The following is a 22,713-nucleotide window of genomic DNA, read 5'->3' as shown; positions in this document are numbered from 1 at the left end:
TTAGCGCAGAAATTAATAGTTATATAACAAGATGGCTAATAAATTATTAGCCATCTTTCGTCTACTAGAAATTAAACCGAGCGGTTTAATAACATAGATTTTATTTGTCCAATTGCTTTGGTCGGATTAAGACCCTTAGGACAAACGCTAACACAGTTCATGATACTGTGGCAACGGAACACACTGAATGCATCGTCTAAGTCAGCTAAACGCTCTTCTGTTGCTGTGTCTCGGCTATCAGCTAAGAAACGGTAAGCATGAAGAAGGCCTGCTGGACCTATAAACTTATCTGGATTCCACCAGAAAGAAGGACACGATGTAGAACAACATGCACATAAAATACACTCGTAAAGCCCATCTAATTTATCACGTTCTTCGATAGATTGAAGACGTTCACCTGCTGCAGGCTCATCATTAATTAGATACGGTTTTACTTTTTCGTATTGAGTGTAGAACTGACTCATGTCAATAACAAGGTCACGAACAACAGGAAGTCCAGGTAATGGACGCACTACGATTTTACCTTTGCCATTTTTTTGCAGCGTAGATAAAGGAGTAATACATGCTAAACCGTTCTTACCATTCATGTTTACGCCGTCTGAACCACACACGCCTTCACGGCATGAACGACGAAACGATAGTGTAGGATCTTGCTCTTTTAATAGTAAAAGTGCATCCAATACCATCATGTCTTGGCCTTCCTCAGTTTGCAAAGTGTAATCTTGCATACGAGGTGCGTTATCAACATCCGGATTGTAACGATAAACTGAAAATTGTACTTGTGCCATCGTCTCGCTCCTAGTAGGTACGTGCTTTAGGTGGGAAAGCTTCACGTGTTTTAGGCTCGTAGTTTACTTTACGCTTGCTCATTTCATCCGTTACCGGATTAAATACTGAGTGACATAACCAGTTTTCGTCATCACGATCTGGGAAGTCAAAGCGAGAGTGTGCGCCACGGCTTTCAGTACGGAAGTTTGCAGCTACTGCAGTTGAGTAAGCTGTTTCCATTAAGTTGTCTAGTTCTAAACATTCAATACGCATGGTGTTAAAGTCTGATGATTTGTCATCAAGACGCGCGTGCTGTAAACGTTCACGGATTTCTTTAAGTTCAGTAAGACCTGTAGCCATTGAGTCACCTTCACGGAATACCGAGAAGTTAAGCTGCATACATTGTTGTAGGTCTTTCTTGATTTGAACTGGGTCTTCGCCTTGACCAGCTGTTGAGTTTTCCCAACGGTTAAAGCGCGCAAGAGACGCTTCTAGGTCAGACTCTGAAGCCGCTTTAGAAATTTCAACGTCATTTAGGTATTTACCTAAGAAGTTACCTGCTGCACGGCCAAATACAACTAAGTCAAGTAATGAGTTACCACCTAAGCGGTTAGCACCATGTACAGATACACAGGCAATCTCACCAACAGCAAATAAACCTTGTACTACTTTTTCGTTGCCAGCAGCATCGATATTAAGTACTTGACCATTTACGTTTGTTGGCACACCACCCATCATGTAGTGACATGTTGGGATAACTGGAATCGGTTCTTTTGCAGGATCAACGTGAGCAAATGTTTTAGCAAGATCACATACACCTGGAAGACGTAAGTTAAGCGTTTCTTCGCCTAAGTGGTCAAGTTTCAACTTAAGGTGAGGGCCCCAAGGACCATCACAACCACGACCTTCACGAATTTCTGTCATCATTGAACGAGCAACAACGTCACGAGACGCTAAATCTTTAGCATTTGGTGCGTAACGTTCCATGAAGCGTTCGCCATCTTTATTTAAAAGATAACCACCTTCACCACGACAACCTTCAGTTACTAGCGTACCAGCGCCAGCTATACCTGTCGGGTGGAACTGCCACATTTCCATGTCTTGCATAGAAATACCAGCACGTGCAGCCATACCAACACCGTCACCGGTATTAATGTGAGCATTGGTTGTTGATGCGAAAATACGACCTGCACCACCTGTCGCTAACACAACTGCTTTTGATTTGAAGAAGGTGATTTCACCTGTTTCAATTTCAATCGCTGTACAGCCTACTACATCGCCATTATCGTTTTTAACTAAATCAAGTGCATACCATTCTGAGAATACATTGGTTTTGTTTTTAACGTTTTGTTGATAAAGAAGATGTAATAATGCATGACCCGTACGGTCAGCTGCTGCTGCAGTACGCGCAGCCTGTTCACCACCAAAGTTTTTCGATTGACCACCGAAAGGACGTTGGTAAACACGGCCATTTTCAAAACGCGAAAATGGTAAGCCCATGTTTTCTAATTCAGTAATGGCTTCTGGGCCAGTTTGACACATGTATTCGATAGCGTCTTGGTCACCGATAAAATCGGAACCTTTAACGGTATCATACATATGCCATTCCCAGTTATCTTCATGCGAGTTACCTAACGCGACTGTAATACCGCCTTGAGCAGATACAGTGTGTGAGCGTGTCGGGAAAACTTTAGAGATTAGCGCACATGTTTTGCCAGATTCAGTAATAGCAAGAGCAGCGCGCATACCTGCACCACCGGCACCAATTACTACGGCGTCAAATTCACGAACAGAATATTTCACTTAAACACCCCATAAAACGATTAAACCCACAGCTACGTAAGCAACAGCCATTAGGTTTAGTACAAAGCCTAAAAAAGCACGCAATTTAGCGTTCTTTACATAGTCGGTAAGAACCTGCCAAAGGCCGATACGGGTATGAACCATAATGCAAACTAGGGTGATTAACGTTGCCCCTTTCATTGCTAGGTTTGAGAATAGGCCTGTCCAGGCTTCATATGTGACTTCTGGCATTGCTAAAAAATAGCCAATAATAAAGATTGCATACGCGCTGATTATTAATGCCGTTGTGCGTAAAGATACAAAATCTTGTACGCCATCACGTTTAAGAGTTGCTTGATTTAAGACCATATCCACACCCCTGCCAATACAGCAAACACAACGCCAAGTGCCATCGCGATTTTAGCGCTAGTATTGCCTGATTCAAGTTCTTCCCAATGCCCCATATCCATAATAATGTGACGGATACCACCGATAAGGTGATAACCCAATACAGAAAGGGTGCCCCAAGCTATAAATTTGGCAATGAATCCGTTAAACAGACTCTTGACGAATTCAAAACCTTCAGCTGAAGAAAGAGACTCTGACCAAGCCCAAATGACAAACGTTAAAGCAAAAAATAATGCAACACCGGTGACGCGGTGAAAAATTGAAGCTTTAGCCGTTGCCGGCATAGATATAGTTGTTAGATCTAGATTTACAGGTCTTTGCTTTTTCACAGTTACTTGCCCATCTTGCCCGCAGTGGGGCTCATCTACTTGTTTTTCTAAAACCCACCAAATGTTTCTGGTGGAACTATCAAAATAAACGTATTGATACTAATAAAGTTCACTTTTTATGAAAATTATTATGTAAAAAAAAGTTTACCCAAATACAAATTGGTTAAAAACCTCCGTTAGTATATATAGCCGGAGACTCTTTTACAATTCTTGTTTACTTTGAGTCGTTTGCGAATTAGCCAATGGTATAATATTCAATCTATACCGAATATTTATTATACATATGTGCATAATACTTATAAAAATTGACTTTATACCCCTCTTTCACGTTAAAATGTAAAGATGTGCTTAGAATAGATTTTAGAATATAAAAATCAGAATAGTTATCTTAATAGGAGATACATAGATGGCAGATAAGAAAGCCACGGTCCATATTGATGGGCTAGATCCAATCGAACTTCCAATTTATCAAGGTACTGCTGGCCAAGATGTAATTGACGTACGTACACTCGGCTCACATGGTCACTTTACTTATGACCCAGGTTTCATGTCGACTGGTTCTTGTGAATCTACCATCACTTACATCGATGGTGGCAAGGGTGTTTTATTACACCGTGGTTACCCAATCGAACAGTTAGCAGAAAGCTCTAACTACGTTGAGTTATGCTACTTACTATTAAATGGTGAGTTACCAACTAAAGAGCAATACGATGATTTCGCTACAAAAATCACTCGTAGCACTATGCTAGATGAAAAAATCGCAAACTTCTTCCAAGGTTTCCGTTTTGACGCTCACCCTATGGCGATGCTATGTGGTGTGGTTGGTGCTTTATCTTCTTTCTACCATGAAGATCTGGATATCACTGATGCAGTTCAACGTAAAACAAGCGCTATTAAATTAGTTGCTAAGTTACCAACAATTGCAGCAATGGCGTACAAAACAAACATCGGTCAACCATTTGTATACCCACGCAATGACTTAAGCTATGCAGAAAACTTCTTACACATGATGTTCTCTGTGCCTGCTGAAGAATACAAAGTAAACCCTGTCACAGCTAAAGCAATGGATAAAATCTTCATGCTTCATGCTGACCATGAGCAAAACGCATCAACCTCTACAGTACGTTTAGCAGGTTCTTCTGGTGCTAACCCTTATGCATGTATTGCTGCGGGTATTGCATCACTTTGGGGACCTGCTCACGGCGGTGCTAACGAAGCATGTTTAAACATGTTAGAAGAAATTGGCTCAGTTGATCGCATTGACGAATACGTAGCAAAAGCTAAAGATAAAGCGGACCCGTTCCGTCTTATGGGCTTTGGACACCGTGTTTACAAAAACTTCGATCCTCGTGCAACAGTAATGCGTCAAACATGTCATGAAGTGTTAGCAGAGCTAAACATTCAAGATCCATTGCTTGATATCGCAATGAAACTAGAGCAAATTGCACTTGAAGACCCGTACTTTGTTGAGAAGAAACTTTACCCTAACGTAGATTTCTACTCAGGTATTATCTTAAAAGCAATTGGTATCCCTACCAGCATGTTCACTGTAATCTTTGCAATGGCACGTACTGTAGGTTGGATCTCACACTGGGACGAGATGCTTTCTCAACCTGGCCACAAGATCAGCCGTCCACGTCAGCTTTACACAGGTGAAACACACCGTGATTATAAAGCAACTGACAAGCGCTAAGCATTAAGTTAGTTTAAAAGGCCGCCTCTGCGGCCTTTTTTATTACCTGCTACTTGAGAATTATCTTAAACAGATTACAATTCCTGCCCACTTGATTAACTTTATGAGCCTATGTCTGTGTCCTCGTTTGATCCTAAAAAAATCCGTAATGACTTTCCTACTCTAAATCAGACAATTAATAGCTACCCTCTTGTTTATTTAGACTCTGCAGCAACAACACAAAAACCACAATGCGTGATTGACGCTACCACAGAGTTTTACACCTTACAGAATGCAAATGTTCATCGCGGACGTCATACGCTGAGTGAGCAAGCTACAGCGGCTTATGAGCAAGTACGTCAACGCGTTGCCAATTATTTTCAGGTAACCAGTAGCGAAATTGTCTGGACCAAAGGCGCCACTGAAGCGATTAACTTAGTTGCTCATGGCTTAAGAAATACATTAACAGCTGCTGACACTATTTTAATTAGCCCAATTGAACACCACGCTAATATCGTGCCGTGGCAAGAACTGGCAGCGCAAACCGGGGCAACATTAAAAACTTTACCACTTAATGCAGGTGCTACGTTTGATATAGCACAGTGTTGTGAAGTGATTAAGCGTATCAACCCTGCACTAATGGCTATTACTCACGCCTCTAATGCACTAGGCAATATTACTGATTTAGCCCCCTTAATAGCCTCAGCGAAGGCGGTAGGTGCGCTAACCTTAGTGGATGGCGCACAAGGGGCGCTGCATTTAAGACCGAATTTAAAAAAGCTCGATTGTGATTTTTACGTGTTTTCTGCTCATAAAATGGTGGGGCCGACAGGGCTAGGCGGTTTATATGGCCGTTATACAGCCCTTAATGCACTATCGCCTTATCAAACAGGCGGTGAAATGATTGAGAAAGTAACCTTAACGCACAGTACTTATCGTGACGCTCCCGCTAAATTTGAAGCAGGAACGCCAAATATCGCCGGCGTTTTAGGTTTTGGCGCTGCACTTGAGTATTTAATGGCGCTTGATCTGCAAACATTACAGCACTATGAACAGCAGTTGTTTATTTATGCAGCGAACGCATTGGGCAAAATAGACGGTATTATTATCTACAGCGACCTCAAATCGAATATTGGCACACTTTGCTTTAATTATAAAAATGAACATCCTTATGATCTGTCAACTTTACTTGACGGCTATGGTGTTGCTGTACGAAGTGGTCATCATTGTACCCAACCTTTAATGAGTCATTTAAACCTAAATGGCTCACTGAGAGCGAGTTTTGCTTTTTATAATACGACTAAAGATGTAGACCAATTTATTGCCGCACTCAAAGAATGCATTGCTTTATTAGACTAATTTGGATAAATAATGACACACACATATCAACTCGTAACTAAAAGTATTCAAAGCAGTAGTAGCTGGCAACAAAAGTACCGTGAAATTATGTTACTCGGTAAAACGCTGCCACCTTTAGCCGATATATTAAAAACAGATGATGCGTTAGTGCCAGGCTGTGAGAGTAAAGTATGGATGTTTGTTGAGTTTGACCTAACCGAGAATGCACTGGTTGTAATTGGAGACTCTGATACTCGCATAGTAAAAGGCTTATTGGCGTTAATTTTAGCCCTGTATAACGGTTTAACACCCGAAGAAGTGTTAGCAGTAAATGCTTATGATGAATTTGAAAAGCTTGGCTTAATCAGTCATTTGAGTGCGTCAAGGGGTAATGGAGTAAAAGCCATGGTTGAAACAATACAAACCATGGCCAAACAAAAAGCGCTTTAAGCGCTTTTTAAATACTATTAAACCAAAACACTTTATCTAAGTATTTAGACGCGCACGCTTGTCTAAGTATTTTCGAACCGCTTTAGCGGCAACAAAAAAACCAAAACTACCGGTGATCATCGTCACTGAGCCAAAGCCATTATTACAATCCATGTTCATACTGCCATCAGCATTTTGCTTCGCATGACACACACTGCCGTCACTACCTGGGTAAACAAGCTGTTCAGTGGAATATACACAGTCAATATTAAATTTACGTTTTGGGTTTGAACTGAAATTATATTGTTTACGCAAAATGTAACGCACTTTTGCAAGTAATGGATCTTGAGTGGTTTTTGCCACATCGCCAAAAGTAATTTGACTCGGATCGGTTTGCCCACCTGCACCGCCTGTGGTAATTATAGGCATTTTATTACGTTTACAGTGAGCTATTAACGCCGCTTTTTCTTTAACCGCATCAATACAATCTATTACATAATCAAAACCTTGAATATGTTCTTGAATATTATCAAGGCTAATAAAGTCATCAATCACATTCACCACACACTCAGGGTTGATAAGCTTGCAGCGAGTTTTCATCGCCTCAACTTTAGCTTCCCCTATTGTGCCTGTTAAGGCATGAATTTGACGATTTACATTAGTTGCACAAATATCATCTAAATCAATTAAGGTGATTTTACCTACGCCGGTACGCGCTAGTGCTTCAGCAGTCCAACTGCCTACACCACCAATACCCACAACACAAAAATGTGCTTGCTGTAACCACTCAAATTGCTGTTGACCATACAGACGTTTAATACCACCAAAGCGGATATCAGTTACTTGTTCACTCATTTACCAATCCAGTTTCCACGGCGTTTGCCAAGAATTAAAATCTTGATGTTTAATCAATTGCGCATACTCTTCACCAGATTCTGGCAACAGGGTATGTTGTATTTTTTGCCCTTTCCATAAAAAATCCAGCGCAAATGCATGTAAATAGGTACGCTCTGCAGGGCTGCCTGCATAACTCGCATCACCCATTATGGGGGCACCCAAACTCTTTAAAGCAACTCTGAGCTGATGGGTTTTACCCGAATAGGGTTTTAATAGGTAAGCTCTAAAACCACTTTTAAAACTAAATGAATAAAACCGCGTTATAGCGGGATTTATTTGCGAGTTTAATAGTTTAAAAGTACCCCGACGTGACTTCGCCATGTCTCCTTTAACCCAACCTTGCTTTTTTTTAGGCTTAGAATCACTTACAGCTAAATAAAATTTATTAATAGTATGCTCAGTAAACATCTGGGTAAACTTTGCCGCAGCGTCTTTATGCCGCGCTAATATGATCAGCCCTGAAGTCACTTTGTCTAGACGGTGAACCGCAAACAATTTTTCGTTTAGTTGTTGCTCAGCAAGAACCACAAAACCAGGGCTTTCTTCTGAATGAAAATTAAGCCCTGCAGGTTTAGTTATAATATAAAAATCATCGTGCGTGTATTGTACCTTTAACACAGGCGTATCTGCTTTATTCACGCGCTTTACTTTGAATATGCGCAACGACTTTAGCTAAATCCTCTGGTGTATCAACCCCAGCATGAGGGGTCACCAGCGCTTGCTCTATTTTAATCGCATAGCCATGGTAAAGCACCCTTAGCTGCTCTAGTGATTCTAAAACTTCTAATGGTGATACCGATAATTGAATATATTGCTTTATAAAGCCAGCGCGATACGCGTAAATACCCACATGGCGTTGAAAAGGCGCTAAGTTAAGTGGTTGCTGCTCAGCCATCATGGCACTTCTATCAAATGGAATGCTGGCTCTTGAAAAATATAAGGCATTTTTATTGATATCGCTGACCACTTTAACCGCATTAGGGTTAAACACCTCATCACGCTCTTCAATGGCAACACTGAGGGTTGCCATAGGCGCGGTTGATTGCGCTAATAATGTAGCTACTTGTGACACGTTATCAGGGGATAATAATGGTTCATCGCCCTGCACATTAACCACGATAGTATCTTCTGATAAATTTAGTAAATCAACGACTTCTGCTAACCGTTCAGTCCCTGATTGATGATCTTCTCGAGTCATCAATACATCATTGGTAAAGTGTTTAGCCGCATCAAATACTTTTTGATGATCGGTGGCAATAACCACTTTACTCGCTCCCGACAAACACGCTTTTTCATAGACATGTTGGATCATTGGCTTGCCACAAATATCAGCAAGTGGTTTACCTGGCAAACGAGTAGAAGCGTAACGCGCAGGAATAACAACTACGAATTCCACTTTTCTACCTCTTCAAGAGACAATTCTCGGGCTTCATTTTCAAGTAATACCGGAATATCATCGCGTACCGGGTAAGCAAGCTTTGCAGCTGTACTGATCAGCTCTTGGTTTTCTTTATCAAAGCGCAACTTACCTTTACACACAGGGCAAGCAATAATTTCGAGTAACTTTGTATCAAAGGCCATGATGGATCCCTTTTTCTTTTAATAGTAAATTTAATGTGTTTATTACCGCCGCTGTTGGTTGAGCATCAACAGGCAGGTAATACCAATTAGGTTTTGCAAAATCACGGCATTTAACCGCATCTTTTTCTGTCATTAATACACAGTCATCGCCAAATTGAGCGAAATCATCAGCGCTATAAGCATAATGATCGCGAAAATGATGTGTAGACAGTAATTTAATACCCTGTGCTTGCAGTGAAGCCTCAAAACGACCTGGGTTACCAATAGCACTCACCGCATGCGCAGCCTTTAAAGGCGTCGCTATATCCGTGTTATCGGCAACGCGTTTAATAACCGATGGCTGCAAGCGATAACTAAACTCATCCTCAGAGCCATTTTCAATTACTACGTCTACGCTCTTTAATCGAGAGACGGTTTCGCGCAGTGGCCCTGCGGGCATTAGCAAACCATTACCAAATTTTCTTTTGCTATCAACAATACAACATTCTATGCTGCGTGCCATTTTGTAATGCTGCATGCCATCATCAGAAATGATCACATCAAGCTTAAAGTTTGCGTTGAGCTTTTCTATATTGTGTTGCCTATTAGGGCCAACCACTAATGGGCACTGTAAACGATTAAATAAAAGCACCGGCTCATCACCAGCCTCTCGTGTAGTCGTTTGTGCAGTAACCAATAACGGGTAATGAGTTGCCCGCCCGCCGTAACCTCGACTAATTAAACCAACAGATAAGCCTTTAGCAGTTAAATAATCATAAAGCCACAATACAAACGGCGTTTTACCATTACCGCCAACGCTTATATTGCCAACTACAATAACCGGCGTATTGCTGATAAACGATTTAAAAATGCCGAACTTATAGCAATATCTACGCAGCAAAGAAATACAGCCAAAAACAGCTGACAACGGCATTAACAATAAGGTAATTAAGCTAAATGGTTTATACCAGCTTTGCTCTATTTTACTCACCCTTGCTCACCAAACTGCATTTTGCATAACGCAGAATAAGTGCCATCGTTAGCAAGTAAATCTGTATGGGTACCACTTTCAATAACTTGACCACTGTCTATTACATAAATGCGGTCACTATTTTCAATAGTCGATAACCTATGCGCAATTACAATAGACGTTTTGTCTTTCATTAATGTATCGAGGGCATGTTGAATGAGTTTTTCTGATTCAGTATCCAGCGCCGAGGTCGCTTCATCTAAAATTAAAATTGGTGCATCTTTTAATATTGCGCGAGCAATCGCGATACGTTGACGCTGACCACCTGAAAGCATCACTCCATTCTCACCAACCATAGTGTTAAGTTGCTCCGGTAAATCTTTAACAAACTCCCACACATGAGCTTGTTTAGCCACAGCATGAAGCTCTTCCATCGATACATCGCGTTGGAGGCCATAACAAATATTATTTGCAATCGTGTCATTAAAAAGCACCACTTGCTGCGATACTAAAGCAAATTGACGACGTAAATCGGTGAGCTTATATTCATTTAAAGCAATACCATCCAGTAATATTTCACTGGGCGCTTCTAAATCATAATAGCGAGGTAATAAGTTTGATATGGTGGATTTACCCGAGCCTGAGCGGCCAACAAGCGCAATGCTCTCGCCCGCTTTAATAGTCATAGACAAATTATTTAATACCGGCTCGTCTTTGGTTGGGTATTTAAAGGTGACATTTTTTACCTCAATATGACCTTTAACTTTATCAACCGATAAGGTGCCTGTGTCTTTTTCTATTTCTTCATCTAGCACTAAAAATACACTCTGCGCAGCTGAAATACCGCGTTGTAAATCGCTGTTCACATTGGCAAGCTGTTTTAACGGGCGTAGTAACATCATCATCGAAGAAATGAGCACTACAAAATCCCCAGAGCTAATACTGTCTATCATTGAGGGCATAGACACCACCCATAAAATAACGGCCATTGCACTGGCGGCTAAAATTTGAATGATAGAGACACTTAACGCCTTAGTCGCATCCATTTTGATACGTTGCTGGCGATTATGATTATTAATTTTAGAAAATTGATCGATTTCTTGAGTTTGACCACCAAAGCCGTGGATCACTTTGTGACCACTGAGCATTTGCTCTGAGCTGCGGGTAACTTGCCCCATCGCAGACTGAATATTTTTAGATATATGACGAAAACGTTTAGATACCACCGCCACTATAATAGCCACTAATGGAATAATAACTAAAAAGATTAACGATAATTGCCAGCTGGTATAAAACATAACTGCAAGTAAAAACACCACAAAAGCGCCTTCACGAACTACAATAAGCAGTGCTTTGGTAATCGCTTGCTGTACTTGCTCTGTATCAAAGGTAATTTTTGAAATAAGGTCGCCAGTCGAGTTTTTATCATGAAACGATACTGGCAAATGTAATATATGCTCAAATAGTTCTTGGCGAAGCGCACGCACTACCTGCGAACCAACATAGCTTAAACAGTACGATGACATAAAATTAAATACGCCACGCCCGATCACCAACGCAATAACCACAAATGGCGCATAAGTAAGTACCTGACTATTACGCTCATTTAAACCTTCATCAATAAACGGCTTCATCAGTTGGATGAATAATGCATCCATACCTGAATAACCTATCATTCCAATAATTGCGACGATGGCAACCGACTTATAGGCACCAACGTAAGAAACAAGCCGTTTATAAATTTGTGTAGTACTTTGATCCATAACACTCTCTAAAACCACTGACAGCCTCTATTGTATCCTTAGCAACAGCAAAACAAAACGTCAATCTTTGATAAACCAATAACTTTCCTGCGCCCTCGCTGTAGTAAGCTCAAGGTGCTTAGCATAAAAATCAACTCTAACTTGTCCTACATCACCGGTGCTATATTGTTTGGCGTTTATTTTATTGTAACGCTCAACTACCGCTTTACTTGGAAATTGCCACTGACCTTGATAGGCACTTGAATGAATCACAATCGTTGGGTTTACTGCCTTAATAAACTCGTCACTCGAGGAGCTGTCACTGCCGTGGTGTGGGCTTATCAAAACGGTACTTTGTAAATCATCTTTCTTTTTAATTAATTGCGACTCTCGCGTTTTTGATATGTCACCGGTAAGTAGCACACTATAGTTTGCAGCTGAGATTTTAACGATACAGGAATTATCATTACTATTATTAAATTCCTCTTTAGCAAAAGTTTGAATACTCAATCCATTAAAATCGCGTGTTGTTGCTATACAGTCGTTATATACACCATTTGGATGAAAATAATCAAAACTCCATGCATAACCGGCCGCTTTAAAATGCGCAACACCTCCGGCATGATCGTTATCTTGATGACTGACAATCGCGGTACTTACCGTTAGATTATGGGCGTCAATATAGGGTAGTAATACACTAGGCACACGACTAAAGCGATTAAAGTAACTCGGGCCAAAATCATAAATAAACGCATGCTTATCTTTTTTTATCAGTACCATAAGGCCATGGCCTACATCAAATACGTTCAACTGCCAAAGGCTAGATTGCGTAAAGTAATAATTAGACAGTAGAGTCAAAAGCGGAATACACGCCAGTACGCGAAGCTCAATAAAATAAAGTAAAGGAACGACACTATAAAGCATCACCACAGTGGTTATACTTACCTGACCAAAATTAAGCCAACGTATGTGCTGCGGTATTGCCAGCAACATTTGATAAATATAGGTCAGTGGAAAATCATACAACACAATAAACGCATGCCAGTCGGTTAATAACCCCAGCAACACACTTAAAAATAAAGCAGGCATTAATACAAAAGATAAAATGGGAATAGCGACAAGATTTAAAACTAAACCTGCTAAACTCACGCCATTAAAAAAGTATAATGACAGCGGTAATAAGCCAATAAATAATCCCAGTTGAATAATAAAAAGAGTGCGAATATTGGCTAACAATGAATGACCTCGCAGCGGAAACTGTTTTAAAACCATAAAAATAATACATACCGCTAAAAAGGAAAAATACAGGCCAGGATTAAGCAAACTAAATGGATTAACCGCTAGAATAATAACCAACGCATATAAAATACTTCGCCATCTAAGCGCTTGCTTCGCTAAATAATAAAGCAACAAATAACAACCCAACATAATTAAGGCGCGGGTTGCCGAAATAATGAAATCACTCAAGTAAACATAAATAAAAGCGGCAACAAAGCCAGCAGCGCTATAAAAAATAGCAATATTTAATGATTGATTTAGTTCAGGCTTAATCAACTTAAGTAAACAGCGCACTGCAAAATAACAAAAGCCGAAAACCAAAGAGATATGCAATCCAGAAATAGCCAGTAAATGACTTAACCCAAGACTTTGCATTAATTGTTTATGCTCAAAGGTCATTAACGACTTGTCTCCAGTTAAGAGCACATAATATAGCCAATTAAGTTCAGCACTACTTACGAGCTTTTTGACATAAGTCCGGTAAGCCGCGATATGATTATTTTGTGGGCGGTTGTAAATCGCTAACTGCTTATTTAATACTGTGCCTTTAAACGCTATTTTTTGTGTAAAGGCATAGAGTTGACTGTCGAACACAGTAAAATTTTTAATCCCCCTAAAATTTTTTAACCTAACTTGAGCAGTAAAAGCATCACCTGGCTGAACAGGTTGTGTTGAATTAATACTTAATAAGGCATTAGGTGCTCTAAACTGACTATATTCGCTATCTTCCAAACGGGTTATTTTCACTTTTACGTATTGTGGATGTGTTGAAGAAATGACCTCTTCGACAACAACATTGACAGAATATGCGTATTTTTCGTGCTGATTAGGTAATTCAAATGAATAAAACAAGATAAAATGTGCTGCTACACAGCAAATACCGAAAATAAAGCCTAACAATACAGTTAAAAACGGCTTAAAATACGTGCTCACAATGAGGATTGAAATTGTGATAACTGTAAATTCAAGGGTTTGGTAATAAAATACGGTAATAACGACACCGATAACAAACCCAAGACTCATCCACACAGACGTAAATGGTTGCTTTAAATGGCTAAAAAAACGATCCAACGGTTTTTACCTGATCCAAATAAAATTAGACATCACAAATCACTAAGGATATTTGGTCGTCTTTTACATGATGCTAACCTTTGGCATTTAAATCGACGCTCAGCACGCGGTGCCTTTGCCGTTGGACTTTTTTTTGCATTCATCCCTGTTCCTTTTCAAATGGTGCTAGCAGCTGCCGCAGCCATAATCTTAAGAGTTAATTTGCCTATTTCTGTTGCTTTGGTGTGGATCACCAACCCACTTACAATGCCACCTATTTTTTACTGCTCATACTTGGTTGGTACATTAGTACTGAATCAACCTGAGCAGCATTTTGCGTTTGAGGCCAGTTGGGCGTGGTTTATAGAAAGCCTTACTACCATTGGCCCTGCTTTTTTAGTGGGTTCGCTTGTGTGCGCATCTATTGCCAGTGTTATTGGCTATTTTGGTATTGATTTAATTTGGCGTCGCTCAGTAAGAAAAGCTTGGATATCTAGAAATAACTAGCGACTACTTCATCAAGTACTTCTGTTAATATTACTATAGACAAAAAAAAACCAACTTAACAAGTTGGTTTTTTTATAAACGAATAGCAGTACTTAGAAACGAAAAACGCGTCTTAATCCAACTAAAGGTAGCAGTAATAAACCAAACCATGAGAAGCTGGCTGAGCTACGTTCATAAAACTCTGCATCTGGGGCTTTACAATTTTCAACTTCACCATTAGCAATCGGTGAAAGTTTTACTGCAACAGCAACACTTTCATATTGAATGTTACCATTTATGTCGGTTATGACCTCACCTAGTGAGTCTAATTTTTCAACCGTTTTAGTTGCCACACCAAATACTTCATTATTTTCGTTGATTGATTTCGCCTCTACCATTTTATAACTAAAGCTAGTTTCACCATCACTGTCAAAACATGGTAGTAGATTATTTAGATTAGTGATTTTGTCATCACCAATTTTATAAATAAACGCTTCTGAACGCCTTGTACTCGCTGTATCACCAACATCACCTTCGCCTACAATATAACCTTGATTATTAATATCATTTGCATATGAGCTTGAGCTAATAAAATAATCTTCAGGAAACACCGTCGTGTTTGTATTTACATCATGGTAGAAAAGTTTGTTTCTTAAAGAGCCTTCAATGCGTTTAGTAGCATAACCTGCAATAATGTCATTATCATTGATTGCAAATGCTTTACCTCCTTCCCAATCATCTTGCTGGTTTATAAAGTCAACTACCTCACCGTCTTTAAAATAAGTTGGCATACTGTAGATTCTATTATCGTTGTCAATATCTCGGGTATCTGAAGACCCTACAGCAATACCATTACTATTCACAGCTAATGCAATACTATTAAATGGAGTTCTGTCTTCATCTTCTTCCGGAGTAAGCGCTAAACCTAGCAACTCTGTTGAAGTCACATTATAAGTGCTGTCTAGAGTCCATTTAACCGCTGTTTTATTAAACACACCTCGCGTATTTCGAGAATTAATTAACTCGATACAAGCCATAACTGGCTCATCAAGGCCATCACAATTGTCTGTAATTGTGGTTTGTCTCTCAGCAGGAATACTGACCGATACATTACCAACAACAATGTAACCAGTGTCAGTGGCAACAATATCAGATGCTTTACTAGTCCCACCGTGTTCAGTAAATTCTGGTAAAAGCGGCACTTCAACACCACCAGCAGAGATTAAAATTCCGCGCTCTATAAACTCACGAGTAAACCACGTTTCTTCATCAGTTTCGCCATCTGGTGTAAAGCTCACTTTATCAAAGGCTGCACTTCCCCAACCAACCGTAGTACCGTCTTGCGCTACACCTGTATAAAAGTTACTTACTGATCGAGTTAGCCCATCATAATCAAGTGAAGATTCATCGAAAAGAGACTGCTCAGTTATTAAACCGTTATTATAGCTTGTAGCAATAAGCGAACTGATTTTTTGATATTCAAAATCTTCAGACCGAGAAGATAGAAAGCCAACCATAAAAGTATGTGCGTCAGCATTAGTGTAAACAGCATCATTATTTTCTATATCATCGAGGGTAAAGGTTATTTCTTTATCAATGTTTTCAAACCTTTTAACTTCGGTGTCGTATGCGCTCTTTATTATATTATCTGTAAAGTCGATATAACTAATATCAATAGGTAGGTTAAACAATCCGTTAGCTTGACCTATAATATGGCCGTTTTCACTCACATCAGTAACATAAGTATGTTTGGCAGCTTCAAAGTCACCTAATTCGGTTAACTGGTACGTTGCACTTAATGCTGATGTACTCAGTGTGGCTAAAACACTGGCCGCGAGTAATTTATATTTCATTTTATTCCTTACTACTGATTCTTTAATTCTTCAAGTTCTTCCCAACGCTCAAAAGCGGCTTCAAGGTCAGACTCAAGTTGGGCTAAATGGTTCAATTCCTTGGCTGTTATATCACTGTCTTGCTTGAAAAAATCTTCATGACTTACTCGTTCTTGTTGTTTTTCAAGTTCAGCTTCAAGTTGTTCCATTTTATTAGGTAGTTGCTCTAGTTCAAGTTTTAATTTGTAAGAGAGTTTATTTGCTTTGTTATTACTTTTAACGGGTGCCGGCTCAGATTTTTCAACCTTTTTCACTGGCTGCTGTTGCTGCTGCTTTTCTTGCTCTGCTAAATAGTTGGTATAGGCTTCATAATCGCTGTAACCGCCAACGATATCTGTTACCTTGCCGTTACCCTCAAAGGCCCATACACTCGAACACGTATTATCAATAAACTCACGGTCATGGCTAACTATCAGCACAGTACCTTGGTATTGATTGATGATATCTTCTAGTAACTCTAACGTTTCTATGTCTAAGTCGTTGGTAGGCTCATCAAGAACCAATATATTTGATGGCTTTAAGAATAACTTAGCCAGAAGTAATCTATTTTTTTCACCACCTGAGAGCGCTTTTACGGGGGTACGAGCACGTGCTGGTGGAAACAAAAAGTCTTGTAAATAACCTAATACATGACGAGAGCGCCCGCCCATCATGACCTCTTGCTTACCCTCAGCCACGTTATCTTGAACGGTCGCTTCTTCATCAAGCTTTTCACGGTACTGATCAAAATACGCAAACTCTAAATTAACACCTTGCTTTATTTCGCCACTGTCTGCTTTTAAATCACCAAATAGTAATTTTAATAGTGTTGTTTTACCAATGCCATTAGGGCCGACTAATCCAATACGATCACCACGCATAACCAAAGTAGAGAAGTCATCAGCAATGATTTTATCTTTAAATGCATGGTGTAAGTGTTTCGCTTCAAACACTAATTTACCTGAACGATCTGCCGTTTCAATATTGAAATCGGTTTTGCCTACTTGATCAACACGCTTTTTACGCTCATTACGTAATTGTTTAAGCTCACGAACTCGCCCTTCGTTACGCGTACGGCGCGCTTTAACACCTTGGCGGATCCACGCTTCTTCTTCTGCTAAACGCTTATCGAACAATGCATTTTGCGTTTCTTCCACTTTTAAATCATGCGCTTTTTGTTCTAAGTAAGTGGCATAATCACCTGGATAAGAAATTAGTTTACCGCGATCTAAATCTAAAATACGTGTTGCAACGGCGCGAATAAAAGCACGGTCATGCGATATAAATACAATCCCGCCTTTAAACTCTTTTAAAAATTGCTCTAACCACATTACACTTGTCATATCTAAGTGGTTGGTAGGCTCATCGAGTAATAATAAATCAGGCTCGCTCACTAGCGCACGCGCAAGTGCAACTTTACGTAACCAACCACCAGAAAGTGACTCTAGTTTTGCATCGGGGGTTAATTCTAGTTGGGTTAAAACCAGTTGAATACGGCTATCAAAACGCCAGCCATCAGCTGCTTCTAACTTATTTGATAAGTGCTCTAATTTATTGAGTAACTGATCAGTACAATCTGTTTGCAATTGTGTACTTACATGATGAAAATCAATCAGTAAGTTAGCAATTTCAGGCATACCTTGGGCAACATAATCAAATACAGTGCCGCTTGCGCCTTTAGGCGGATCTTGTTCTAAACGCGATATTTTTAAACTACCGACTTGGTTTATTTCGCCGTCATCGAGTATTACTTGGCCATCTAAGACTTTTAGAAGCGTTGATTTTCCTGCACCGTTACGCCCTACAATACACACACGTTCACCGCTTTCTATAACCGCATCGGCATTATCTAATAATGGGTGCGTACCGTAGGCTAATTGTGCTTTTGAAATTCTAATTAAATCCATAGTTAATCTTTACTCTTATTCTGCTTGCGCTAAAAACTGCTGCGCCTGAGGTGCAGTAAAAGGCCAAAATAATTGCTGGCCTTGTTGATTTTTTAAAACCGGAATACTGATTTGATATTCTAAAATTAAGGAGTCATCACTCATAATATCAATAAGTTGTAATTCATCAGCTGATGAAAGTAACGGTTTTAACAGTTGCTCAGCTTGCTCACACAAGTGGCAACCGTCTGTGTGATATAAAACCCACTTAGCCATGTTTAATTAACCAGCTATTATGAATTTTTTTATTACGTTTAAAATCGGGAGATAAGGTTTTTTCTGAAATATTTTCTGCTTTTAAGCCTAAGCCCATTAGCCCTACTTCGTCCATCACAAAGCCGCGTTTATTGTTAGAAAATATAAGCGTACCCGATGGGCTCAATATTTTTTTAACCCAAGTTAACAGCTTAATGTGATCATTTTGTACATCAAACGCATCTTTCATTCGCTTAGAGTTAGAGAATGTTGGAGGGTCTAAAAAGATCAAGTCGTATTGGCCTTGTGCATGCTCTAGCCATTTTAAACAGTCGGCTTGCTCAAACCGATAACGCGTATTGCTAATATCGTTAAGCGCAAAGTTATCTTGCCCCCATTTTAGGTAGGTTTTAGATAAATCAACGGTAGTAATCGCTTTTGCACCGCCTAATGCAGCATGAACCGACGCTGTTCCCGTGTAGGCAAACAGATTTAAAAAGCGCTTATCTTTTGCATTTTCTTGAATGTAACGACGTGCAAGACGGTGATCTAAAAATAGTCCGGTGTCTAAGTAATCAAATAAGTTAACTTTAAACTTAGCACCAAACTCCTCTACCACCATGGTTCTGTTTTGCTTAGCCATGGGGGTATATTGTTCTTCACCTTTTTGCTTTTTACGTACTTTTACCGCAATGTTTTCAGGTGCAATATCCAGTTGTTGCGCTGTTAAGCTAATAACATCTTGCAAGCGTTTTTCTGAGGTTTTTTCATCAATTTCTTTTGGTGCTGCGTATTCAAAAATAACCGCTGAATCACCATAAATATCAACCGCAACGTTATATTCAGGAATATCCGCATCATACACGCGATAGGCATGTACTTGATTTTGCTTAAGCCAATTTTTTAAGCCTTGCTTATTCTTTTTCAAGCGATTAGCAAAAGCCATTGAGCCTTCAAAGTTTAAAGCCGGTTTGTCATCCGTGGTAAGACTCACTTGCTTGTCATCAAGTTGATACAAGTTTAATTCAACATCAAGTGGACCATTTTTAAATTTATAACGTTTTTGCTTCACCAATTTAAGCAGTTTAAACAAGCTTTCATCCATGCCTAATAAAGCTAGTTTCCAGTGGTTGAAGTGTTTTTTAAAGCCAACACCTAAACTGCGATGTAAGTTAACCAGCTCAGCCATAGAGCCAATTCGCTCACCATAAGGTAAATTAGAAATAACAACACCCGGCAATTTAGCAACCGCAGTCAATTTAGTTGCATCGCTTTGTTTAAACTTAATTACCGTATCAAGTTCTGCGCGCTGCGCATTGGCAATGGCTTTATCAAGGACATTTGCGTCGTAATCATGGCCAATCAACCACAATTTAGGGTCGGTAATATTTGCTAAAAGCTGCTCTTTTAGTTCTTTAAATTTTGCCACTCTAAAGCTAGGTAAACGCTCAAACGCAAAGCCTTCACGAAATAGACCTGGCGCTTCATTACGCGCCATTCCAGCGGCTTCAATTAAAATAGTTCCAGCACCACAACAGGGATCAAATAAAGGCTGATTAACATTTTCAAGCCAGCCACTGCGCTTAATAATTGCTGCAGCTAAATGTTCTTTAATTGGTGCTTTACCTTGACCTTGACGGTAACCACGCTCTGATAAACGCGGGCCAGAGTAATCAATATAAAGTGAAACACCATGGCGATTTAAACGTGCAACCACTCGTACATTCGCATCTTGCTTATCAACATTTGGGCGCTGTTCATACAGATCATTAAAATAATCAACAATCGCATCTTTAATCACTAACCCTGAAAACTGGGTATTTTTAAGCGAGTCGTTTGTGCCATTAAAGTCAACAGCAAAGGTTTGCGTAGGCCCAAACCACTCTTGCCAAGGTTGTAAGCGTGCAAATTTATACAAGCTGTCTTTGTCATTTACGCCTTCTTTTTCTTCAATAAGCATAAGTACACGCGTAGCAAAGCGTGTTGATAAACACACCTTTTGCGCTAGCAATGAGTCAGCCTCAAAGCGAACAGAACCCACAGTTTGTTTTGACACCGTAGCGCCAAGCTCTGTAAGTTCATCAACCAATAAATTTTCGATTCCGATAGAAGTAAGTGCGATAAATTGCAAAGTAAAAACCCTTAATAGCTAATTGCGCGGGATTATAACATAGGTTTGCGTACAAATACGCCATAAACACGGTGGGAAAACTAAATTAGATTAAGCGGTTTGACTATCGTACTGTGAGATAATAAGCGGGTGAACACGGTTGTTTAATACGCGGATCACTTCAAACTGTGAGAGTGATAAATTATCGTCAAGCGCAAAGGTTTCGCTTAAATTAATACACACAGAAGCATCAGGGCAATGCTCCACAATTAAAAACTCGCCAGTTTGAGATTCAGAGCTCAAGTTGATAACGGCTTCAGTACTAGGTGTTGTACCCGTGTAGGGTTTAAAAAACCAACTCTTAGCTAAAACAGGCTTTAATTGAAACTTAACCGCGGTGGCATTGAGCGCTATTTGACATAATTGCGCAGGATTCCATAAGTTAAACTGCTCGAGGTAATAATATACCTGCTCATAAAAAGCGGCGTCTTCTAAACTAAAGTAAGGGTTTTTAAAGGTGCAATCCGTTAATTGCCTTAGTTTATAAGGGGTGCATAGTTGCATATCGTCATTTAAATCAAGCAGTAAGCGGTTTTTTTCAGCACACGCTATCCACTGCCATTGCTTTGACGCTTGTAACATTTGCTCCTCCCTACTTAGTACTTAAAAAAATAAAATAAGACAATAAGCTTAGAGTATAGCTGCTTTTGACCATTTTTAAAACGTCTTTTTAGAACATTTATCGAACGATCAAAAGCTTACATAACTGATCCTTATAAGTCGTTAATGATCGACTTGACCAATTGTGGTCCTTTATAAATAAATCCAGTGTAAACTTGAATCAAATCAGCCCCTGCGTTCATCTTCTCTTTAGCCGATTGAACGTCATCAATACCGCCTACACCAATGATAGGTAATTGATTATTAGTTAAACGTTTTAGTTCAGAAACAATATGAGTTGAACGTTCTCTTACCGGAGCACCCGATAACCCCCCTGCTTCATCAGCATACTGCTGACCTTGCACTAGGCTACGCTCAAGGGTGGTATTTGTGGCAATCACACCATCAATTTTATTCGTTAATAATGATTCGCTCACTTGTTCAATTTGAATAGGATCTAAGTCTGGCGCAATTTTAACCAGCATAGGTACATTTTTATTATGCTTGGCAATTAAATCTAACTGTTCATTTTTTAAACTTTGCAATAGGTCATCTAATGCTGCACCATATTGTAAGTCACGCAATCCTGGTGTGTTAGGTGATGAAATATTGACGGTTATGTAAGATGCATACTCAAACACTTTTCGCATACAGTGAATGTAATCATCTTTGCCTTGTTCATTCGGCGTATCTTTATTTTTACCAATATTAATACCTAAAATGCCATCATACTTTGCTGCTTTTACGTTATTTACTAGATTATCAACGCCTTTATTATTAAAGCCCATGCGATTAATAATTGCATTCGACTGTGGCAATCTAAACATACGAGGCTTATCGTTACCTGCTTGTGGACGCGGTGTTACTGTGCCTACTTCGACAAAACCAAACCCCATTTGGGCAAATGCATCAATACACTCGGCATTTTTATCAAGACCAGCGGCAAGCCCTACGGGATTTTTAAATTCGAGGCCTAAAAAGTTCACAGGCTTATTTGCCACGCTTTGTGACCACGCGGCACTTAACGGTGTATTAGCAAAGCGACGTAAGTTATTAAGAGCAAAATCATGGGCCCACTCCGCATCACGGGTAAACATAAAACGGCGAGCTAAATCGTAAAACATGAATATAATCCTCTTAAAGTTGTAGACAAAAAAATACCTCAGACAAGGCTGAGGTATTATATAACAAAAAACTGTTTAACGATTAATTTTAATCAGTT

The 22,713-nt window shown here is 39.7% G+C and carries 21 protein-coding genes; 4 read left to right on the top strand and 17 right to left on the bottom strand.

The annotated features are described in order from the left end of the window. Window positions 1-71 precede the first annotated feature (71 nt). From N523_RS0112205 to sdhC, 4 genes are read right to left on the bottom strand one after another with little or no spacing between them, the layout of a single operon-like run. A complete protein-coding gene (locus N523_RS0112205; protein WP_008112091.1) occupies window positions 72-788 on the bottom strand; it encodes a succinate dehydrogenase iron-sulfur subunit in 717 nt (238 codons plus the stop codon). A 10-nt stretch (window positions 789-798) separates the two neighbouring features. After that, window positions 799-2,571 carry a succinate dehydrogenase flavoprotein subunit gene (gene sdhA / locus N523_RS0112200; protein ID WP_013465011.1) on the bottom strand — a complete coding sequence of 591 codons (1,773 nt, stop codon included), beginning with the start codon at window positions 2,569-2,571 and terminating at the stop codon, window positions 799-801. After that, the gene (gene sdhD, locus N523_RS0112195) at window positions 2,572-2,919 is read right to left on the bottom strand and encodes a succinate dehydrogenase, hydrophobic membrane anchor protein (RefSeq protein WP_013465012.1); all 348 of its coding nucleotides are present in this window, start codon (window positions 2,917-2,919) and stop codon (window positions 2,572-2,574) included. Next, window positions 2,910-3,287 (bottom strand): succinate dehydrogenase, cytochrome b556 subunit, encoded by a 378-nt coding sequence (gene sdhC / locus N523_RS0112190; RefSeq protein WP_076916082.1) that lies wholly within the window; start codon window positions 3,285-3,287, stop codon window positions 2,910-2,912. Before sdhC ends, sdhD begins: the two co-directional genes overlap by 10 nt. A 406-nt stretch (window positions 3,288-3,693) precedes the next feature. Between sdhC and N523_RS0112185 the strand changes: the two genes are divergently transcribed. The 3 genes from N523_RS0112185 to N523_RS0112175 all read left to right on the top strand — a co-directional run bounded on the left by N523_RS0112185 (window position 3,694) and on the right by N523_RS0112175 (window position 6,747). Then, on the top strand, window positions 3,694-4,980 hold the full coding sequence (locus N523_RS0112185) for a citrate synthase (protein ID WP_013465014.1): 1,287 nt from the start codon (window positions 3,694-3,696) through the stop codon (window positions 4,978-4,980). A 111-nt stretch (window positions 4,981-5,091) separates the two neighbouring features. Further along, window positions 5,092-6,318, top strand: a complete 1,227-nt coding sequence (locus tag N523_RS0112180) for an aminotransferase class V-fold PLP-dependent enzyme (protein WP_028835187.1) — start codon at window positions 5,092-5,094, stop codon at window positions 6,316-6,318. 12 nt (window positions 6,319-6,330) lie between these two features. Further along, window positions 6,331-6,747, top strand: coding sequence for a SufE family protein (locus tag N523_RS0112175; RefSeq protein ID WP_024603040.1), 417 nt, complete (start codon window positions 6,331-6,333; stop codon window positions 6,745-6,747). 36 nt (window positions 6,748-6,783) lie between these two features. Here the strand turns inward: N523_RS0112175 and tcdA are convergent, their stop codons facing one another. The 7 genes from tcdA to N523_RS0112140 are packed head-to-tail and all read right to left on the bottom strand — an operon-like array spanning window position 6,784 to window position 14,244. Next, the gene (gene tcdA, locus N523_RS0112170; RefSeq protein WP_024603041.1) at window positions 6,784-7,581 is read right to left on the bottom strand and encodes a tRNA cyclic N6-threonylcarbamoyladenosine(37) synthase TcdA; all 798 of its coding nucleotides are present in this window, start codon (window positions 7,579-7,581) and stop codon (window positions 6,784-6,786) included. Next, on the bottom strand, window positions 7,582-8,262 hold the full coding sequence (locus N523_RS0112165) for a TIGR01621 family pseudouridine synthase (RefSeq protein ID WP_028835186.1): 681 nt from the start codon (window positions 8,260-8,262) through the stop codon (window positions 7,582-7,584). Further along, complete coding sequence (gene kdsB, locus N523_RS0112160; protein WP_024603043.1) at window positions 8,255-9,019, bottom strand: 3-deoxy-manno-octulosonate cytidylyltransferase; 765 nt, start codon at window positions 9,017-9,019, stop codon at window positions 8,255-8,257. The genes N523_RS0112165 and kdsB overlap by 8 nt, the downstream gene beginning before the upstream one ends. Further along, window positions 9,007-9,204 (bottom strand): Trm112 family protein, encoded by a 198-nt coding sequence (locus tag N523_RS0112155; protein WP_008112074.1) that lies wholly within the window; start codon window positions 9,202-9,204, stop codon window positions 9,007-9,009. The genes kdsB and N523_RS0112155 overlap by 13 nt, the downstream gene beginning before the upstream one ends. Next, the gene (lpxK, locus tag N523_RS0112150; protein WP_028835185.1) at window positions 9,194-10,174 is read right to left on the bottom strand and encodes a tetraacyldisaccharide 4'-kinase; all 981 of its coding nucleotides are present in this window, start codon (window positions 10,172-10,174) and stop codon (window positions 9,194-9,196) included. The genes N523_RS0112155 and lpxK overlap by 11 nt, the downstream gene beginning before the upstream one ends. Then, complete coding sequence (msbA, locus tag N523_RS0112145) at window positions 10,171-11,916, bottom strand: lipid A export permease/ATP-binding protein MsbA (RefSeq protein ID WP_013465021.1); 1,746 nt, start codon at window positions 11,914-11,916, stop codon at window positions 10,171-10,173. Before msbA ends, lpxK begins: the two co-directional genes overlap by 4 nt. 60 nt (window positions 11,917-11,976) lie before the next feature. Next, a complete protein-coding gene (locus N523_RS0112140) occupies window positions 11,977-14,244 on the bottom strand; it encodes a DNA internalization-related competence protein ComEC/Rec2 (RefSeq protein WP_028835184.1) in 2,268 nt (755 codons plus the stop codon). Between N523_RS0112140 and N523_RS0112135 the strand changes: the two genes are divergently transcribed. Continuing rightward, on the top strand, window positions 14,224-14,730 hold the full coding sequence (locus N523_RS0112135; RefSeq protein WP_028835183.1) for a DUF2062 domain-containing protein: 507 nt from the start codon (window positions 14,224-14,226) through the stop codon (window positions 14,728-14,730). The genes N523_RS0112140 and N523_RS0112135 overlap by 21 nt on opposite strands. A gap of 92 nt (window positions 14,731-14,822) precedes the next feature. Here the strand turns inward: N523_RS0112135 and N523_RS0112130 are convergent, their stop codons facing one another. The 6 genes from N523_RS0112130 to pyrD all read right to left on the bottom strand — a co-directional run bounded on the left by N523_RS0112130 (window position 14,823) and on the right by pyrD (window position 22,615). After that, a complete protein-coding gene (locus tag N523_RS0112130; protein WP_028835182.1) occupies window positions 14,823-16,562 on the bottom strand; it encodes a DUF3466 family protein in 1,740 nt (579 codons plus the stop codon). Between the two features lie 11 nt (window positions 16,563-16,573). After that, window positions 16,574-18,487 (bottom strand): ATP-binding cassette ATPase Uup, encoded by a 1,914-nt coding sequence (gene uup / locus N523_RS0112125; RefSeq protein WP_028835181.1) that lies wholly within the window; start codon window positions 18,485-18,487, stop codon window positions 16,574-16,576. 15 nt (window positions 18,488-18,502) lie between these two features. Next, window positions 18,503-18,742, bottom strand: coding sequence for a glutaredoxin family protein (locus N523_RS0112120; protein ID WP_016900376.1), 240 nt, complete (start codon window positions 18,740-18,742; stop codon window positions 18,503-18,505). Next, window positions 18,735-20,852: a bifunctional 23S rRNA (guanine(2069)-N(7))-methyltransferase RlmK/23S rRNA (guanine(2445)-N(2))-methyltransferase RlmL gene (gene rlmKL / locus N523_RS0112115; protein ID WP_024603050.1), complete on the bottom strand. Its 2,118-nt coding sequence runs from the start codon at window positions 20,850-20,852 to the stop codon at window positions 18,735-18,737. Before rlmKL ends, N523_RS0112120 begins: the two co-directional genes overlap by 8 nt. Before the next feature lie 90 nt (window positions 20,853-20,942). Beyond that, window positions 20,943-21,473: a cell division protein ZapC gene (locus N523_RS0112110; RefSeq protein WP_013465028.1), complete on the bottom strand. Its 531-nt coding sequence runs from the start codon at window positions 21,471-21,473 to the stop codon at window positions 20,943-20,945. 131 nt (window positions 21,474-21,604) lie between these two features. Beyond that, window positions 21,605-22,615, bottom strand: a complete 1,011-nt coding sequence (pyrD, locus tag N523_RS0112105; RefSeq protein WP_024603052.1) for a quinone-dependent dihydroorotate dehydrogenase — start codon at window positions 22,613-22,615, stop codon at window positions 21,605-21,607. Between the last annotated feature and the right edge of the window lie 98 nt (window positions 22,616-22,713).

The sequence above is a fragment of the Pseudoalteromonas sp. 23_GOM-1509m genome (genome assembly GCF_000518425.1).
In the GTDB taxonomy this organism is placed as follows: domain Bacteria; phylum Pseudomonadota; class Gammaproteobacteria; order Enterobacterales; family Alteromonadaceae; genus Pseudoalteromonas; species Pseudoalteromonas tetraodonis.
This window is presented reverse-complemented; position numbering and strand designations above follow the sequence as displayed.

Bases quoted from the DNA above. Each gene is read 5' to 3' on its own strand.
- N523_RS0112205 (WP_008112091.1), bottom strand. From the start codon at position 788: ATGGCACAAGTACAATTTTCAGTTTATCGTTACAATCCGGATGTTGAT.
- sdhD (WP_013465012.1), bottom strand. From the start codon at position 2,919: ATGGTCTTAAATCAAGCAACTCTTAAACGTGATGGCGTACAAGATTTT.
- N523_RS0112185 (WP_013465014.1), top strand. From the start codon at position 3,694: ATGGCAGATAAGAAAGCCACGGTCCATATTGATGGGCTAGATCCAATC.
- N523_RS0112180 (WP_028835187.1), top strand. From the start codon at position 5,092: ATGTCTGTGTCCTCGTTTGATCCTAAAAAAATCCGTAATGACTTTCCT.
- N523_RS0112175 (WP_024603040.1), top strand. From the start codon at position 6,331: ATGACACACACATATCAACTCGTAACTAAAAGTATTCAAAGCAGTAGT.
- tcdA (WP_024603041.1), bottom strand. From the start codon at position 7,581: ATGAGTGAACAAGTAACTGATATCCGCTTTGGTGGTATTAAACGTCTG.
- N523_RS0112155 (WP_008112074.1), bottom strand. From the start codon at position 9,204: ATGGCCTTTGATACAAAGTTACTCGAAATTATTGCTTGCCCTGTGTGT.
- msbA (WP_013465021.1), bottom strand. From the start codon at position 11,916: ATGGATCAAAGTACTACACAAATTTATAAACGGCTTGTTTCTTACGTT.
- N523_RS0112135 (WP_028835183.1), top strand. From the start codon at position 14,224: ATGGCTAAAAAAACGATCCAACGGTTTTTACCTGATCCAAATAAAATT.
- N523_RS0112130 (WP_028835182.1), bottom strand. From the start codon at position 16,562: ATGAAATATAAATTACTCGCGGCCAGTGTTTTAGCCACACTGAGTACA.
- uup (WP_028835181.1), bottom strand. From the start codon at position 18,487: ATGGATTTAATTAGAATTTCAAAAGCACAATTAGCCTACGGTACGCAC.
- N523_RS0112120 (WP_016900376.1), bottom strand. From the start codon at position 18,742: ATGGCTAAGTGGGTTTTATATCACACAGACGGTTGCCACTTGTGTGAG.
- N523_RS0112110 (WP_013465028.1), bottom strand. From the start codon at position 21,473: ATGTTACAAGCGTCAAAGCAATGGCAGTGGATAGCGTGTGCTGAAAAA.
- pyrD (WP_024603052.1), bottom strand. From the start codon at position 22,615: ATGTTTTACGATTTAGCTCGCCGTTTTATGTTTACCCGTGATGCGGAG.